Source organism: Flavobacterium sp. UBA2787, assembly GCA_002352205.1.
Lineage (GTDB): Bacteria > Bacteroidota > Bacteroidia > Flavobacteriales > Flavobacteriaceae > Flavobacterium.
The window spans coordinates 240,441-256,919 of record DEHZ01000004.1 but is presented as its reverse complement, the minus strand read 5'-3'; the positions used below and the strand labels follow the sequence as shown (position 1 = coordinate 256,919).

General features: G+C 34.2%; 13 protein-coding genes. 6 read left to right on the top strand and 7 right to left on the bottom strand.

Going from position 1 to position 16,479, the window contains the following annotated elements:
* The first annotated feature begins 6 nt into the window (after positions 1-6).
* Positions 7-927, top strand: coding sequence for a FecR family protein (locus B4N66_RS03975; RefSeq protein ID WP_291092509.1), 921 nt, complete (start codon positions 7-9; stop codon positions 925-927).
* A complete protein-coding gene (locus B4N66_RS03970; protein ID WP_291092507.1) occupies positions 890-3,214 on the top strand; it encodes a TonB-dependent receptor plug domain-containing protein in 2,325 nt (774 codons plus the stop codon). Before B4N66_RS03975 ends, B4N66_RS03970 begins: the two co-directional genes overlap by 38 nt.
* 150 nt (positions 3,215-3,364) lie before the next feature.
* Here B4N66_RS03970 and B4N66_RS03965 read toward each other — a convergent pair whose 3' ends face one another.
* From B4N66_RS03965 to B4N66_RS03945, 5 genes are all read right to left on the bottom strand, one after another.
* Positions 3,365-4,006, bottom strand: a complete 642-nt coding sequence (locus B4N66_RS03965; RefSeq protein ID WP_291092506.1) for a hypothetical protein — start codon at positions 4,004-4,006, stop codon at positions 3,365-3,367.
* A 67-nt stretch (positions 4,007-4,073) separates the two neighbouring features.
* Positions 4,074-4,697 carry an ATPase gene (locus tag B4N66_RS03960; RefSeq protein WP_291092505.1) on the bottom strand — a complete coding sequence of 208 codons (624 nt, stop codon included), beginning with the start codon at positions 4,695-4,697 and terminating at the stop codon, positions 4,074-4,076.
* A gap of 119 nt (positions 4,698-4,816) precedes the next feature.
* Complete coding sequence (locus B4N66_RS03955; protein ID WP_291092503.1) at positions 4,817-5,824, bottom strand: transcriptional regulator; 1,008 nt, start codon at positions 5,822-5,824, stop codon at positions 4,817-4,819.
* A gap of 147 nt (positions 5,825-5,971) precedes the next feature.
* Positions 5,972-6,259 (bottom strand): helix-turn-helix domain-containing protein, encoded by a 288-nt coding sequence (locus B4N66_RS03950; protein ID WP_291092501.1) that lies wholly within the window; start codon positions 6,257-6,259, stop codon positions 5,972-5,974.
* Positions 6,260-6,588: 329 nt separating this feature from the next.
* Positions 6,589-8,271, bottom strand: a complete 1,683-nt coding sequence (locus tag B4N66_RS03945; RefSeq protein WP_291092499.1) for an AraC family transcriptional regulator — start codon at positions 8,269-8,271, stop codon at positions 6,589-6,591.
* A 400-nt stretch (positions 8,272-8,671) separates the two neighbouring features.
* Between B4N66_RS03945 and B4N66_RS03940 the strand changes: the two genes are divergently transcribed.
* The gene (locus B4N66_RS03940; RefSeq protein WP_291092497.1) at positions 8,672-9,388 is read left to right on the top strand and encodes a hypothetical protein; all 717 of its coding nucleotides are present in this window, start codon (positions 8,672-8,674) and stop codon (positions 9,386-9,388) included.
* Positions 9,389-9,481: 93 nt separating this feature from the next.
* Here the strand turns inward: B4N66_RS03940 and B4N66_RS03935 are convergent, their stop codons facing one another.
* On the bottom strand, positions 9,482-10,291 hold the full coding sequence (locus B4N66_RS03935) for an RteC domain-containing protein (protein ID WP_291092496.1): 810 nt from the start codon (positions 10,289-10,291) through the stop codon (positions 9,482-9,484).
* Between the two features lie 582 nt (positions 10,292-10,873).
* Here B4N66_RS03935 and B4N66_RS03930 point away from each other — a divergent pair.
* The 3 genes from B4N66_RS03930 (at position 10,874) to B4N66_RS03920 (ending at position 13,799) form a co-directional block, all read left to right on the top strand.
* Entirely contained in the window at positions 10,874-11,764 is an 891-nt protein-coding gene (locus B4N66_RS03930) for a helix-turn-helix domain-containing protein (RefSeq protein WP_291092495.1), read from the top strand.
* A 202-nt stretch (positions 11,765-11,966) separates the two neighbouring features.
* Positions 11,967-13,448, top strand: coding sequence for a DoxX family protein (locus B4N66_RS03925; RefSeq protein ID WP_291092494.1), 1,482 nt, complete (start codon positions 11,967-11,969; stop codon positions 13,446-13,448).
* Positions 13,449-13,532: 84 nt separating this feature from the next.
* The gene (locus B4N66_RS03920) at positions 13,533-13,799 is read left to right on the top strand and encodes a DUF6520 family protein (RefSeq protein WP_291092493.1); all 267 of its coding nucleotides are present in this window, start codon (positions 13,533-13,535) and stop codon (positions 13,797-13,799) included.
* A gap of 61 nt (positions 13,800-13,860) precedes the next feature.
* On the opposite strand, the gene B4N66_RS03915 is transcribed toward B4N66_RS03920, so the two are convergent.
* Positions 13,861-16,479, bottom strand: a complete 2,619-nt coding sequence (locus B4N66_RS03915) for an alpha/beta hydrolase family protein (protein WP_291092492.1) — start codon at positions 16,477-16,479, stop codon at positions 13,861-13,863.

Sequence of the window (16,479 nt, the reverse complement as noted above, 5' to 3'; positions counted from 1 at the left end):
TAAAAGATGAAAAGATCTGTTAATCAAGATACTTATTTAGCAAAGTGGATTTCAGGAGAACTAAATGATTCTGAATTGAAGAACTATGTCTCTGAAAATGACTTCAACTCTTATGTCCTGTTGAAAGATTTAATTTCAGGAATGCAATCTATTTCACCTGACATAGAGAATACTTGGGAGCAAATTAATCAAAAGAAACTATCATCTACTTTTAAAGTCAACCAAACGGACTGGACATTAAAGAGATTTTATCTTGCTGCTGCTGCTATCTTAATTTTATTTGTAAGTATTATGAGCTATCATTTTGGTTTATTTGGTTCTCAACATGTTTTAACATCAACGCAGTCTAAAAAGTTAAATATAGGAGAAAACGTTTTCTTGGATCTCTATCAAAATACTTCCATCACTCAAAGTGCACCTTTGTACAATATTAATGAAATTGAACTTGATTTTGGGGAAGTTTATTTTGAGGTTAAAAAAGGGCAAGATTTTAAGATTAAAACAAATCAGGGTACTGTAGAGGTTTTAGGAACAAAGTTTAATGTTAAATCTAATGATAACTTTCTAAGTGTTATGTGTTTTGAGGGTAGTGTGAAGGTCACTTATCTTGATAAGGAGTATATTGTAGACTCGGGAAAATCGTTTAATTCTATCGATAGAAGAGTAGATGCAATCCTAGAAAATAAATCATTCAACAGCGAATCCGGAATACTATATCACGAGTTTAAAAGTACACGTTTAGTTGATGTAAAAACTTTTTTAGAAAAAACATATAAAGTAAAAATCACTTTTCCAAAGTATATTTTGAATCGAAAATTTACTGGAGCTTTACCCATAAATGATTTAGAATTAAGTTTACATTTAATTGCAAGTTCATTTCAATTGCACTATGAGATTAACCAAAGGTATGTTTATTTCAAAGCTTAAGTTACTATTTTTTCTCTTTTTTCAAGTGATTATTGCTTCCGGTCAAGAATCTAAAAAGATTAAACTTCCTAAAGAAGGTAAAACGGTAAATTTTTTGCGTTATGCTGAATCTGGATTTGGGGTTTATTATTCCTATGCGGATAGTTTATTATATAATAAGTATTTAGTTTTGAAGGATGTTGAATTATCACTTGCAGATTTTCATCTATTATTGCTAAATGAAAATGATTTACAGGTTGTTCCCGTTCGAGACAATCTTTATACGCTCATTAATAAAATTGAAAAAAATAAATCTATTGCTTTATCAGAGGTTATTGTTAATGGTTATTTAATCAACAGCATTAAAAAAGATTTAAAAAGGACAAGTTTACGTTCTTTTAACCAAGAAGTATTACCGGGAATTAGTGATTTTGATGTTTTAAGAGCGTTTCACTATTTACCCGGAGTTAAAAGTCCAAATCAGACATCAAGTGGATTATATGTGAAAGGGGGTGGACCTGATCAAAATCTACTTTTGTGGAACAAAATAAGGGTTTACCATCCCGGTCATTTATTTGGTATGATATCCCCTGTGAATTCTCAAATTGTTGATGAGGCTCTATTTTATTCCTCTGTTTTACCAACAGAATTTGGGTCAAGGACTTCCTCTGTTTTTGATTTAAGGACAAGTCGCGGAAGTGCAGCCAATGAATCATTCGATTTTGGGGTAGATATGCTTCATGCTGATTTATCACAACGCGTTTTTCTATTAAATAAGAAAGCTGGTCTTCGGTATACTCTAAGAAAGTCATTAGCTCCACTTTTTTCAACTCCGACTTATCAAAGTTATACCGATAAAGTATTTCAAAACTCAGGATTTTCTCTTAATGATGAGCAAAATAATTTTGATTTTTGGGACGGTTCTGTTGTTTTCGATTATTCTATAAGTGATAAAACCTATATGTCATTATCTTCGACATATATCGGAAACAATCTTGATTTTTCGTCTAATTCTCCATATAATAAAGGTCAGAACCAAACAATGGATATTGAAAATTTAGGAGCAAGTCTACAAATCAATTCTGATTTGTCTGAAAAATCATTACTCAGTTCTACTTTTCAGTTTTCACAGTATGATTTTTTTTATCAAAGGCGGATAGAAAAAGAAACACGGACCGATCTTTTTTTAAAGCAAAATGATGTTTTGGATTTATCTACAGATTTATCTTTTCGATACAAGTTATCAGATAAAATGAGCTATTTGTTTGGTTATCAATTTACCCAACATTCCATCGGTCATCAGATTCGCAATGATAATGAAAATTTCGGATTTACACTTTCTGAAAGAAGTGGTGAACTTTTTTCTAATAGTCTATATTTTAGTTCAGACATTAAAAAGGATCGGTTCGATTTTCAATTAGGTTCTCGACTTACCTCTAATTACACGACTCCCTTTTTATTTGAACCAAGGTTAAATTTGACTTATCGGTTTAGTAAAGAATTTCAGGCCCTAGTTTCATTTGAACGAAGGAGTCAACTATTACAGCAAATTAATGAAAATGCAGCCGGTGACATTAGTTTAGAAAATTATATTTGGGTGCTCTCTGATCAACATTCCATACCGGTGTTATTCTCGAATCACTTTCATATTGGATTTTTGTATAAAAAAGATAGTTTTGTTGTGGATTTAGATATTTATCATAAAGAGACATCTGGCATCACCAGTTTTTCTAATGGTGTTGTTTTTAATTCCGCTGATTTATCGAGTGGTTTAGCAGCACTTACCGGAGGATATTCTAGAAGCAATGGATTAGATTTGACTTTGCAAAAAGAGATTTCAAGATTTAAATTTTGGTCGAGTTATTCTTTTTTAAATTCAAAGAATAAATTTGAGGATATTAATAATGGAAGCTATTTTAATTCAAACGGCAACATTACACATTCTATAAATATTACCTCGCGTTATCAATTTTCCTCTTTTTTTATTACACTAGGTTGGTTTTGGAATTCAGGTAAGCCTTATAGTGTTTTGGATGAAAATAATGGTTTGCTAACCCTAAATAATAAGACATTAAGTGATTTTCATTCTTTGGATTTTTCATTTCTGTATACATTTCTTGATAACGCTAATTATAAATTAAAAGCAGGAATTTCTATCAATAATCTATATGACCACAGGGTAATCATAAATAAAGAGATTTCCAGATTGTATGAAACTGCTAATGATCTTGTGAATCCAAGGTATACGATTTCGGATTATTATTCTTTGGGTTTCACGCCGAATTTATTTTTAAAATTTTCTTTTTGAGGTCTTAATTCTACTAATAAAAACGGGGTAATAAATAAAAGGTTACCTACTGAGTTCTATTAATTTTTTTTCGCATAAAGTTCTATCTTATTTTATTTTTTTTGAAAACCTAGTTTCTCTAATTTATTCATTTTGTCTTTTATTTTAGTCTCATAAAAATTTTGATTTCTTGAAATAGGAGTCGATTAAAAACTTTAAGTTATATAACTCAATTACGCATTCATCCTTAAAATATACACTTTTTAATTGGTTAATTTCAATGAATGCTAATTCATCTGCGAAGGATTTTTCGCCGATTAAGTGTTCGATTTGTATGTAGACCGCTTCGCGAAGTCTTGGGTTGTCTTTGTGTACGATATAGTTTTTTAGCAACACTTTTATTCCTAAATCGGTTGGTTTGTTTGGGTTTTCTAATGGGATGAAATACATATCGCTTATTCTTAGACTGATGCCGTAATATTCTAATGGTTTGTCGGTGCCGTTTTCGTATTTGGATAGGTTGGTTTCGGGTTGAAGGAATGCGGTAATTTTCCAACGTTCTACAACTGGTGCATGACGGACTAGAAATTCTACTTCTTTGAAAAGGTAGGGATTCCCGTTTGCGGTAATGATTAATTCTACACCGTTTTTTTTGTTTTTGATGATGAGGTCTAGGTGTTTGTTGTATTGGTGAAGTATTTCGACTAGTATGTCGAAATGGGTTTTTAGTTCGTCTTTTGGGATTTCGTTTAGGTGTAGAAAAACGAAATTGATTTGTTGGAAGTGGTTCCAGAAGTTGGTTATAGTGTTCATGTTGTTTTTTTTATTGGAACGCGGATGAAACGGATTCGCCAAGACGAAACGCGGATTTATACGGATTTTATCTTTTGTCTTGAGCCGATTTTTCAAATGCAATTAAATTGACCATCTCACGTAATCGGGAGCGAATTCGGTTGCCGTAATGTGTTTCTATTTCTGTGGCTGAGAGGTTTGTGGTGATGTGGGTTTTTAGTTTTTTGGAGATGAAAAGGTCATAGCGACTTAATATAATTTCTGCCATTACGTTACACTCGTTGCCGAAATATTTTAGGTTGTTTTCTGTGCCTAAGTCGTCGAGACAATAGGTTCTGGGTTCTGATTGGTAGAGTTTGCCGATGCTGTATTTGTGGATGATTTGATAACCGTCTTGGATGAATTCAAAGCTGATGTCTCTGCAAGGTTTTACGTAGAATTTGTGTTCTGTTGCTGTCAGGTATTTCATTAGGTTCATGAGGGATGTTTTACCGCAGCCTATTGGTCCGGATAATAATATTCCCTTGTCGAGATTTAAACCATATTGAAAACATGTTGGTTCGTCTTTTAGGAAATAGGCAATGAGTTTGTACACGATTTGGTAATCGGTTTCTACTATTTTGAAATGATTGCCGTAGAGTTCTACACCTTTGGCTTGAAGCCAATTGATTACTTCGGTGTAGCTGTAGTGGGATTTTATTTCGTTTTCCATTTTGTAAGGTTTAACCGCAAAGGGCACAAAGAAGTACGCAATCCCGAAAGCTTTCGGGACGCAAAGCTTTCGGGACGCAAAGTTTGAGATACTGAAACAAGTTCAGTATGGCAATAGTGTCATAAAGGTTCGGCATAGTTTTTATCTGTTGTGGTGTTGAGGTGTTGAGGGCGAATTGGAGGTGAATTGGTGGTGTTGTCTTTAAAATTGACGCTGTTTAATATCCAGTTTTGGGCTGCTGCTTGCCAATTGATCATCGGAGTTTTGCCACCGACTAGCCAACCTACACTGGAGAAATAGTTGAAGAATTTTTGGGCTTCGAGTTCCGGGAAGTTGTTGGCTTGGAAATAGGTTTTGATTTCTTCGGTTGTTGGTGTTGCCATTTTCAAAGGAGATACCTCGGCTTTGCTCGGTATGACAAAACCATCAACATCTTTTTCTTTTTTTGCGGAACTTTTTTGCCAACTGTTTTTTATTTGATTTTCATCGGAGTTGGTGAATGCAGAATTGAAATTCTGCATTTCTTTTTCTTCTTTTTTAGCGGAACTTTTTTCTTCTTTTATTTTTTCATTTTTTAAATGCTTCGCCTGTTCGAGCATAGCTCTCGGGTCGGAATTATTTATTTCTTCAAATTTTTTTGCTTGCTCGTTCAAGTTTGCAACGTTTTTATTGTTTGAACTGTTTATATTGTTTATATAGTTTATAGAAGGTACTACTGCTTGTTCAGTACCTGTTTCACTACTGGTACAAGACTTGTTTAGAGCTTGTTCTGAAACCGATTCAATAAGTGGTTCATTTTTTAGTTTTCTCTCACTTTTTGGAGCTGGTTTTAAATCTTCGGAAAAATTAAATAAAATGACGTGACTTCCTTTGAATGGATTGTAGGATGGCTCGTAGTTGATGTAACCCAAACTATGCAAGTTCTTCAGGCATTTGTGATAGGTTGCTTTTGAACTGATTTTGCTTATTCGCATTACCTCATCGCGATTGATACTTATCGGGTTTTTGAAGCGGTTGCAGTTCCAAAACTGGAATAAGGCCATATAGAGGCTGACATGGGTTGGGTTGAGTGTTTTGTCGAGGACTACTTTTTCGAAGAAGCCGGTTAGGTGTTTAATGTAGTTCATTTTTTGAGAGTTGCTGAGGTTCTGAGGTTCTGAGTTGCTGAGGTTTTGGTTTAAAAGTTTAAAATTGTTTAAAAGTTTAAGAGTTGACCTCACCCTAAATCCCTCTCCCAAGGAGAAGTACTTTGAGATTGTGCTATTTTTTGTGGTTTATTTGAAGAGGGTAGGCATTGCGTTTGTTTTGTTGGTGTTTAGGAGTTTGTCGATGTCAGCGTTGTCATAGTAGAGTGTGCCGCCGATTTTGGTGTAGGTTAGGGTTCCGTTGATGCGGAGGTTTTGGAGTGTTCCAGGAGAGATGTTTAGGAAGTTGCGGACTTCAATGGATTTGAGCCATTTTTTAGTTTGTGCTGGTTTGGAGTGGATTAACTCTTGCAGGTCTTTTAGTAATAGTGTTCTAAATTCGTTTAGGTCTTCCCGAGTGATTACTTCTATTGCCATAACTTTTGATTTAATGTGTTATGGTGCAAAATTGTTTAGATTGATTTATTTTATTTCAGAAGTGATTCAGAAGTGGAAAACAAAAAAGTTTAATTTTGATGATTGTATTTTAATTTTTGTCAATAAAATCAATGGTTTAACGCGATAATTATTTTTGAGTTATTTTACCATATAAGGCATATAAGTTTTACTTTAAAGAAAGTTCATTTAGGTTTTTTGATAATTGGGTACGGAAATGTTTTTTATTATTTTACCGTATAAGGCAGATATGGGATATAAGTTTTACTTTTTATGAAAGCTTATTTAAGTTTTTTTGAAATTCTTTACGGTTACTGTTGATTATTTTGTTGGGTTTGGTTTACCGATTTTAGTTGTTGGATGAAGGAAGTGGGTGACATTCCGATTCTGTTTTTGAAACAGAGTGTGAAGATTTGTGTTGAACCGAAACCAGCTTCGTCTGACAGGGCTTTGTTGGTGTAGTTTCTGAATTTATTGTTGCTAATTAACAACTCGACTATGTAATCAATTTTAAGGTCGTTGATGTAGGTTGTTGTCTTTTTCTCTCTTTGTTCGGCAATAATTAACGATGCATATTTGGTATTTGTGTCTAGTAGTGCCGCAAGCTTTGCCAAGTTCATGTCTTTTTCGAGGTATTTTTTTTGTTTCTCAAATTTTTCCAAGTTTTTCAATAATGACTTCGTCAATTCGGGACTAAGATTTGTATTTTGGTTATTTGCTGGTGTTATAGTTGCTTTCTTTTTTTCGGCTAAATCGGCCATTATTTGATTGAATTTTTCTTTTTCCTTCTTTTTGGAATGTAGGTGCCAACCGAATACAACTAATAGCGTTATTATCAGCAATGATACAACTAGAAGATATATTTTTTTGTTTGACGCTAATTCGTTTTCGATTTTTTTCTTTTTTTCGAGCAGTGTTTTGGTATCGTATTCTTTGTGGACTTTGTAGGTTAGGTATTTGAATTCTTTGTTTATTTCTTTGTCGAATTCCATTAGCTTTTTGATGAAGAATAATTCTTTTTCTAATTCATTGGTTTCACCAAAGTATTGAATGAGTATTTCATATCCTTCGCGAAGATCCGGACGACTGTATTTTTTTGTTTGAATGCCCTCGTGTACTCTTGTGAAATAGATTACTGCTTTGTGTTTGTCGTTGATTCCCCAGTAACATTTCCCAAGACAAAACCATGTTGTAATTTGATTGGCATAATCTTTCTTTTTTTCCAGTTCCAGTTTTGATTCGTTTAATAATTTGATTGCCTCTTTGTATTCTTTTTGCTTACAAAGGTTTATCCCTTCTGCATTTTTGAAGTAGGGAATCATGTTAATCATTTCAAATTCACTGGCTAGCTCCATACCCAGTTTATTGAAATAGGAAGAATGATCATATCTTTCAATTTGTGTGTAGCACAAGGAAATTGCATGCATTGATTTTATATACGCCAAATCGTTTTCTTCTTTAAAGTAGTCTAAGCATTGAGTTAGCAAGGCAATTGCTTCATCATAATAGCCCAAGAAGTATTTCGTTAGTGCGATTGTATATTTTACTTTGTGTATTAGGTAATGGTCGTCTGTTTTTGCTATGTAATTGTTAGCACTAATGTATAAATCTAATGCCTTAGTGTATTCTTTGTTGTCGTAATGAGCGGCACCCACCGTTAGGTATGCACTACCTATTATTTCATTGCTTTTTGTGGCTTTGGCTTTTACTAGTAAACTATCTGCATAAATAAGGCGGAATTTTTTGTCCACCAGATGCATCATTAATCGGTATGCTTTGATTTGCTGATTGACGTTGTTTTCTTTATTGGCTTTTTTTAGCCAATGTTTCGTCATTTTTAGTGCTTTGACCGTATCGGTTCTGTATTCCATTACTTTTTCTTCAAAGTATTGGTAGTTTTTTGAGGCCAAACTGTCGACTTGAATAAAGTTACTGGCTTGAACAATTGTTAAAGTGAATAGTGTGCATGCTATGGTAATTAAAACGTTTTTCATTTCAGTTGGTTAAGGTTTTAATTCAACTTACTGTTTAAAAAGTTTGTGGAATTGAAATGGGTGTAGTAAAAATATTAAATTTTTTTAAACGGAAGTCAATGAAAATTATCCGTTTTAGTCGATAAATGAATTGCTGTTTTCTAAAGGCGGTAGCCAATTCTATCACCTCCTAATTTTATTGATAATGCATGACTTTTTTATGGTATTGGATTCCAGAATCCATTAGTTTGAATTCGGAAATTCATTAGTAGTTGTGTTGCGGGGTCGGATTTGAGCCGGTAGTTTTGTCTCGAATTCAACCGGTTTTGCCAAGTGTGAAACTAACCAAACACTGTTCAGATTACCCCGGGCGAAATGAACTGATTTAACTAATCAGTAACATTTAACACATTACACTCTTATGAAAAATTATTTAATTATTTTACTCTATGCATTACTATTTGCTTCCTGTGAATCGACTGATACGGAATTGACGAGCACTGAAGCTTCTCATTTCAGTAAGAAAACACAAGATACCACACCGTTGAATCCGGCTAACACATTTGATTATGTTGGTCAAGTTCATTATGATCTTTCGTTGTCTTACTATTCCAGTCTCCTTTTACCCAAAACAATTGATAGTATTATATCTAAGGTTAATTTGGAAGCAAGCGAACATTTTTATTTTGATGGATTTTTATCTTCCGATTATAATTTAGTTCCGCAAAGTCGTATTGAGGCTATCGTTGCTAACAGTGAGGACGAGTTTACTTCCATTGTTGACGATCTACAACTTTCTCCGCAAGTTAAAAATGATTTTAGTGCTTTTGTGGCCACCGTTTTGTCTAAAGTTGATCATGATGTTGATTATGAAGCTATTTATAACTATGTGGTTTTGTATGAATCTACCTTGCAGGACTCTAAGGATATTTCTGCCAGTGAGAAGGAATATCTTTTGTCTGTTACTTCCATTATACGTCATAGTGTGTATGCAAAGCGTAAACGTCCAAAAAAGAACACTGACCCGGATTGGGATTGGTTGACCGCGAATATTACCGGAGCTGTTGAAGGTGCTCAGTACGGGAAGTCGCATGCGGTACTTACTGCTTTGAAGGCAGGAATAATTGAGAATCGCTAGATTTAGTTTTGCCACGAATTCATGAATTGAAGGTTATAACTTTTTTTATTATAAACGAATTTTAAAAGTATACTTCATTTAAAAGGCTATCCGTTAGGGTAGCCTTTGGTGTTCATCTGCTTGATCCATTCTATTGATGAGGTTTTCTTTTAGTGAGCTTAGGAATTTTGTTCGTTCTGCTTTGCGGTTTGTGATTTCGTAGAATGTTCTGTGGTATTGTCCGATTTCGATGTCGAATGCTTTACTGAAACCCTGCACAATTTCTCTGATGTTTGCTGCTCCGTGATTGAATACTCCTTCGGTTTGCAAGGCATAAATGAGTTCGATTATTCCCACTTTGGAGCCAGTCCATTTGAGGACTTTTTCTTGGCTATATTCTTGGGTATTCGCTTTTGTTTTGAGTTTTCCGATTAAATAAATTTGTAGTTGTTCGTTTGCAATTATTTGTGCTGCTTTGTAATCGTGTGAAGTAGCGAATTGTTTGTCTATTTGGAAATAGAAACTGTCCAACACTAGGTTGCAATCGTGTTTGTTTCTGAGGAAATATTTATCGTCGAGGTACTGATGCCCTTTTTTAAAGTATCTGTAAAATTCGGCATTATCAATGAAAAATTGTTCCCTTTTTTTAAGTTGGCTGTTGTAATACTTTCGAATTGTTTTTTCTGACGCTACCGGTTTGTTGGTTTCTATTTTAAACAGTTCGTTGTAGTAGATAATATGGCTGGTTAGTTTGGGTTTTTCGTACTTGAAAAAAATTATTTCTTCTTGTTTGGTTGGCTTTTGTGTGATGAAGTTTGCTCGAAGGTTTTCATATTCTTCCATTAGGAGATTGATTGCTTGGGGGCAATGTTGGAGGGGGTTTTGTTCGATTTGTGGTAAGATGGATGTTAGTTGATTTGTCATGGTTTTTTCCTCACCCCGGCCCTCTCCATCCGCCAAGGCGAGACAGGAAGGAGAGGGAGACTGGGGTTGTTAGATTTTGTGGAACATTTGTGTTTATAGTTAATTTTTTTGCTCTTTAACCTCACCCCAACCCTCTCCAAAGGAGAGGGAGACGAGACGGTTAGGTTTAGTGGAATATTTGCATTTTTGATTTAGTTTTATTCAATTATGCTTGTTTTTTTGTTTGGGCAAAACTAGGGTTGGGATTTGGTTGGGGCAATTGTTTTGGTGTTGGATTCTGGAATTGCATAGTTGGGATTTTGGAAATGTATAGTCTTTTTCATTTTAAAATGGTGGGATTTGAAATTTTTTGAAGTGGACGTTTTTTCAGAGTTTATAGCGGTTTGGTTTTCTTTTTGAAGGGTTGTTTTTATTGGTAAAGTTGCTTTTTTTTAGCTGATTTCTTTTTTTGATTTTTCTTGAAAATGAGGTGTTGGATTCTAGAATCCAGCACTTAACTTTTAGTATAGATTGGTGTAATTTGATAGGTTTGTTTCTCTTTTTGCTACTGCGAGTGTCACAGAATTTATCAAATAATATATTATGTCCGTTTCAAATCAAAGGGATAAACTCAGGATTATTTATCAGTTATTGTTTGACTTAGCGACCAGTAGAAAAACTGTTGCTTTGGATTTGGGCAAGATAGATGATGACTATGATGCTATTTTATTGACTTTACTAGAACAAGGGAAACGAATTCGGGCTTTGGTTTTGGAGCAGGGTATGGTTCCGCCTTATTCCACTTTCGAGCATTTGAATCAAATTGTGTTTGTTTTGGATAGCCGTTACCAAATTGTTGATTTTAATAGTACTGTTGTTGATCGGTTGAAGTATACATCAGAAGCAATTCAGAGTCTGCTTTTTGAGAGCTTGTTGGATGATTCTTCCAAGTTGGTTTGGAGGGATTTACTAAAGCAAGTAGGTGATAGGTCTTCTTTTTTTGTTACTACTGAATTGCTGTTTTTGACTAGTGATGGCTTTAAGCTGCCATTGTTTTGTTCGGTAAGTAGTAGTAGTGTTCATCCTTTCGTGTTTGTATTATCTGTTGAGGTAGTTTTAAAAGATGTTCCTTTTTTGAAGCAGATTCCTTCTGTTGCATTTGAGAAAGCAAAAGCTGAAGCAGCTGTGATTGCCAGCATTCATGCTTATATTTTAGAGCATTTAGATGCTCCGTTACCTTCTTTAAAGTCGCTTGCCTTACTTTTTGGCAGTGAGGAGCACAAAATCAGGAATGGCTTCCGGGAGCATTATCATACCAGTGTGTATCAGTTTTATCAAGATGAGCGGTTGAAGAAAGCGTATTTGCTCATCTTGCAAACGGATTTGCCTTTGAAAGAGATTGCGTATCAGTGTGGGTTTGGGATGTATTTGAATTTTTATAAGGCTTTTAGGAAGAAGTATGGGTTTTCGCCGAGGGAGTTGAAGAGGGGTTGAAAGGTTGCGGGTTGCGGGTTACGGGTTGCGAGTTTCGGAATTTTTGGAATGGGATAACGAAATGCTTGATTTGCATAGTGTTATGGGGGAATATTTTGGAATTTTACATTCGTTATTATATGTGGTTTGTTTTTTTAGCCACGGATTAGGCGGACTGAACGGATTTATACGGATTACTTATAGCAGTTGAAAATTAGAAATTATGAATAGTGAAAAACTAAAAAATGGAGTTGTAGCAATCGTGAGTTACTTGTATGTTTTGCTGTTTGTTTATGCGGCGGTGAGTAAGTTGTTGGACTTTGAGAATTTTCAGGTGCAATTGGGACAATCGCCATTGTTGAGTGCATTTGCGGGCTATTTAGCATGGGGAATTCCAGCTATTGAGTTGATAATTGCAGTATTATTGAGTTTGTCAAGATTTAGAAAAGTAGGTTTATTGTGTGCTTTTGGACTCATGTTGATGTTTACTATTTATATCTATCTTATTTTAAATTATAGTTCCTATATTCCTTGCTCTTGCGGGGGTGTTTTGGAGAAGATGAACTGGACTGAACACTTTTATTTTAATATTGGGTTTTGCCTATTAGCTTTACTTGCTTTATCGCTGCTAATTGAGAATTGGGTTTACTTGTTGACTAGAGTGGTTGCGGTATTCACTTTTAGTGTGGTCTTAATGGTTGGGCTGTTTCTTGAATCGGAAGAAATAATTTATGAACGAAATAATTTTGTTAGACGATTTCCACCTTTTCCAGCTAAACGTTATAAGGTTGCCGAACTGAATGCTAACAGCTATTATTTTTCGGGAAAAAGTGCCAGTAAATTATATTTGGGCAACACTACAGCCCCGGCATTAATTACTGAAATGGATACTTCTTTGCGAATAACAAAAAGCTATCATTTTAAAATTACGGATACTTTATTTCAATTTTTGAATGTTAAGCAAGTTGTAGATCCTCCTTATTTTTATGTTTATGATGGTAAAGTTCCATGCGTTTTTAAAGGAAAACTAGATCAGTTACAAGCTATTTTGCAAACAGAAAATATACCCAGTTTTACCAAAGCCAAAGTTGTTGATTCAACCACATTCATTATAAGAACCCTGAATCAATCGCGTGAAAATTTATTGGCGACATTGGATGTGACCAGAGAAAAAGTGCAAACTGCACCCCAACTACTTGAAAAACAAATTGACGGATTGTTTGATACTGACGGCATACTGAATTATAGTTCTTCACTTGAAAAGTTTGTTTATTTATACTATTACAGAAACCAATATGTAATAGCCGATAAGCAGCTCAATTTAATTGATCGAGGGAATACGATTGATACTACTACTCAAGCTGCACTTAAAATTGATTATGTAAAATCAAAAAATGAGCGAAAATTTTCTGCACCGCCGCTAATGGTTAACAGATTAAGCACTCTTCATCATAATTTGTTATTTGTAAATTCGACTTTACCGAGTCGATACGAAGAAAAAAGGATGTGGAAAAATGCTCATGTGATAGATGTTTACGATGTTCTATCAAAATCTTATCTAATGAGTTTCTATGTTTATAAAGTTGATGGCGATAAAATTGATGATATGCAAGTTACTGATACGCATCTGTATGTGATTTTTGGGTCGAAACTAGTATCCTATCGTTTTAGTCCGGAATTAATTAAACAATTCAAAAGAAAATAAATATAACCGGCCGGTTGCAGGGATGAGATCGAAAACCTGTAGAAAAGAGTAGGTCAAATTAATTATTATTAAATTTTAATCATTATGAAAAATTTATCATTTAAATTATTGTTGCCTGTTGCAGCCTTTGTGCTTGCTTCTGCAGGTGCAGTTAGCACCAATAATTCAGGCAAAAAAGCTGATTCTACTGTCGTTCAGGGGTGGAATAGAATTGCACCCTTTAATTGTGTTGAAGGTTTAGAATGTAACAACATTAGTGCTGCTGTGTGTGTAGATGTTGCCAACATTCCGATGTATGGCAAATTATCTGAATTTTCGGATTGTACTCAACTATTAACCCACCAGCCGTAATTTGTTTTTAAATAGGCTTGGATTTAGCAGGCAATAAGAAACTATTATTGCCTGCTTTTATTTAGTTGTTCTTCTTTTTAATCCACTCTGCCGGTGGTTCACTTTTTAAGTGGTAGGCAAACCAATCGTTTATTCTTGCGTGAAGATCCAGTTGATTTACTCTTGAAGATATTGAATGTGATTCGTTTGGATACATCAGTAAAATACACTCTTTTTCTAATCTTCGTAATGCAAGGTATAACCCTATAGATTGGTTGGGATCAATTTGCTTATCCTCTTCACCACACCACAGAAGTAAAGGAGTCGTGATGTTTTGGACATAGTTTGAAGGAGAATTAGTCTCATAACTTTTTCTGTTTTCGAATAGGGATTTACCCATTCGCCACTGTTGAGATTCAAACCGCCACATTTCCGGATGTCCTGAACTTTCACTTACGGAATGATACATTCTACTTATATCATAAATTGAAACACCTGAAATAGCCGTTTTGAATAAATTTGTTTGTGTGATAATAAAATTAGTTTCGTAACCACCAAAGGATTGACCCATTAATGCAATTCTATTCTTATTTACTAAACCAGCGTTTATGACCTGATTGGTAGCCGCTAGTACACAATCTACAGCTGATTCTCCCGGGTTTCCAATTTTATATTTAATGTCCGGCATAAGTACAAAATATCCTTGAGCAGTTAACGATGAAACATTGAAGCCTGCCATGTTATACTTGGATGGATTTATAAATTTGTTTTTCTTATCAAATTGCTCCTCATAAATAAATACTACCATCGGATATTGCTGTGTGGTCTTATACTCATTAGGGTAGTACAAAATTCCATTTAACGTCTCTCCGTATGAATTTTTATATTCAATGATGTCTTGCTTGTACCACTGATAATCAAAATGATGTTTATTACTTTGATAGATTACAGATGATTGATTAGCATTAGTATTAGCCAACATTAGCCTTGGCGGGGTATCATAGTTTTGCTTTTGGAAAATTATTTTATTGGCTTTTGATACTTTTGAACTATTTGAATGTAACGACTTATCAAAACTAATCTCGACTAACTTTCCGTTTGGTTTACGCACAAAGTACCCCGTTTCGTTATCAGTTGTAGCAGAAAGTAAAATTTCTTGTTTGATGTTTATGATCGGGTCATTGTTTCCAGCTGCTAAGAAATATTTTTTTTTATTGTCATGCACAACTCTAAAGGCTATTTTTTTTTCACGACCCATTGTGATTCTTACGGGACTGTCTCCATTTAAGGGAACTTTCCATACATCATATTGATCATACAGTATAATATTTTCTTCCTTTTGACACCAACCTGCCACTCCAAAATTACTTTTTTCATTAGCATATTCGAGATTTGAAAAATCAATATTAGGTAATAAAGCCATTTTCTTTTTTTTGACAAAATCATAAACCCACCATACATTTTCGTTAAAATATGCAAAGTATTTGCCTTTTGGTGACATGCTCGAAATGCGTAAACCGGTAGGTTGATTATGTATTACTACATCTTCTTCACCAGTTTCCAGGTTTTTGACGTAATAATTAACTTTTCTATTCATTGTGTACTGATGTGGGATATCGGTATAGTTGAAAGTTAGTGCATAGTCTTTAGCATTATTAAGGATGCAATACGGTTTGTTTTCCTCTGTAATTTGAGAAAATTTGCCGGTTTGTGGCCACCATACTGCCAATTGAAAATTATTTTCAAGTTCACCTAAATGCTTTTTTTCGGAATGGATAACTGCGTCATTTGAATTCCAAATTTGTACCGGATTATTTTTACCTTGAGGGCTTAGATTTTTAATTATTCCAAAAATTACTCGTTCATCGTCCGGCGAAATGGTTATCGAGTTTTGTCTTGCACTTAATTGAAATTCTTTTGGAAAATTTTCTATCTCTTCGGGATTGAGCTCTGACCATCTATCTTTTTCTAGTGAATAGTAGAAGAGTTTCTCTTCTTTTTCTGTGTATTTCTCTAAAAATGCAATGGATTGATCACTATCGCTCCAAACCAAATTTGAAAAAGAAACATTGTTTTCTTCCCTAATTTGTGATTTTTGAATCGAAGTCCCCAATTTAATTATTGTCATACTTTTCACTTGTTTCTCTTCTTTATAACATAGTAAAGCATCTCTCGAATTATTTAATTTGTATTCAACTACACCTTCTATATTCTCTAGGCTATTTGCCTTGAAGTCTCTTATACCTAAATACTTCTTGTTGTCTCGCTGTTCTATTGTTATTATATAATGGCTGTTTGAAACATCATACGACTTGATGTTTTTAATCGTTTTATTTTCTCCCGAATTTAAATCAATCCAATTGAGTGTCTTGTTTTTATCTAAATAGATAAATGACATCTCGCCTATGAACTCGCCTTTGTTTGCATTAGCAAATTGATAGTTCTTTTTTTTATTTACACTTTCTACAAAAAGAGTATCCGGTGCTTCGCTGTATTGCATCGAGTAGCTTATCCAATTCCCTTTTTCGGAAATAGCCTGATTTATTAATTTGCCCCACTTTTGAAAGTCACTCTCCTTTATTTGTTGTTTGCTTAGTTCTTGACCATGCATTTTTAAACCTAAAAGAATGAATAGCAATGTAATTGTGGTCAATCGAAGGTCGAAGAAAACTACTGTTTTTTGAAATGGAAAATAATTCAT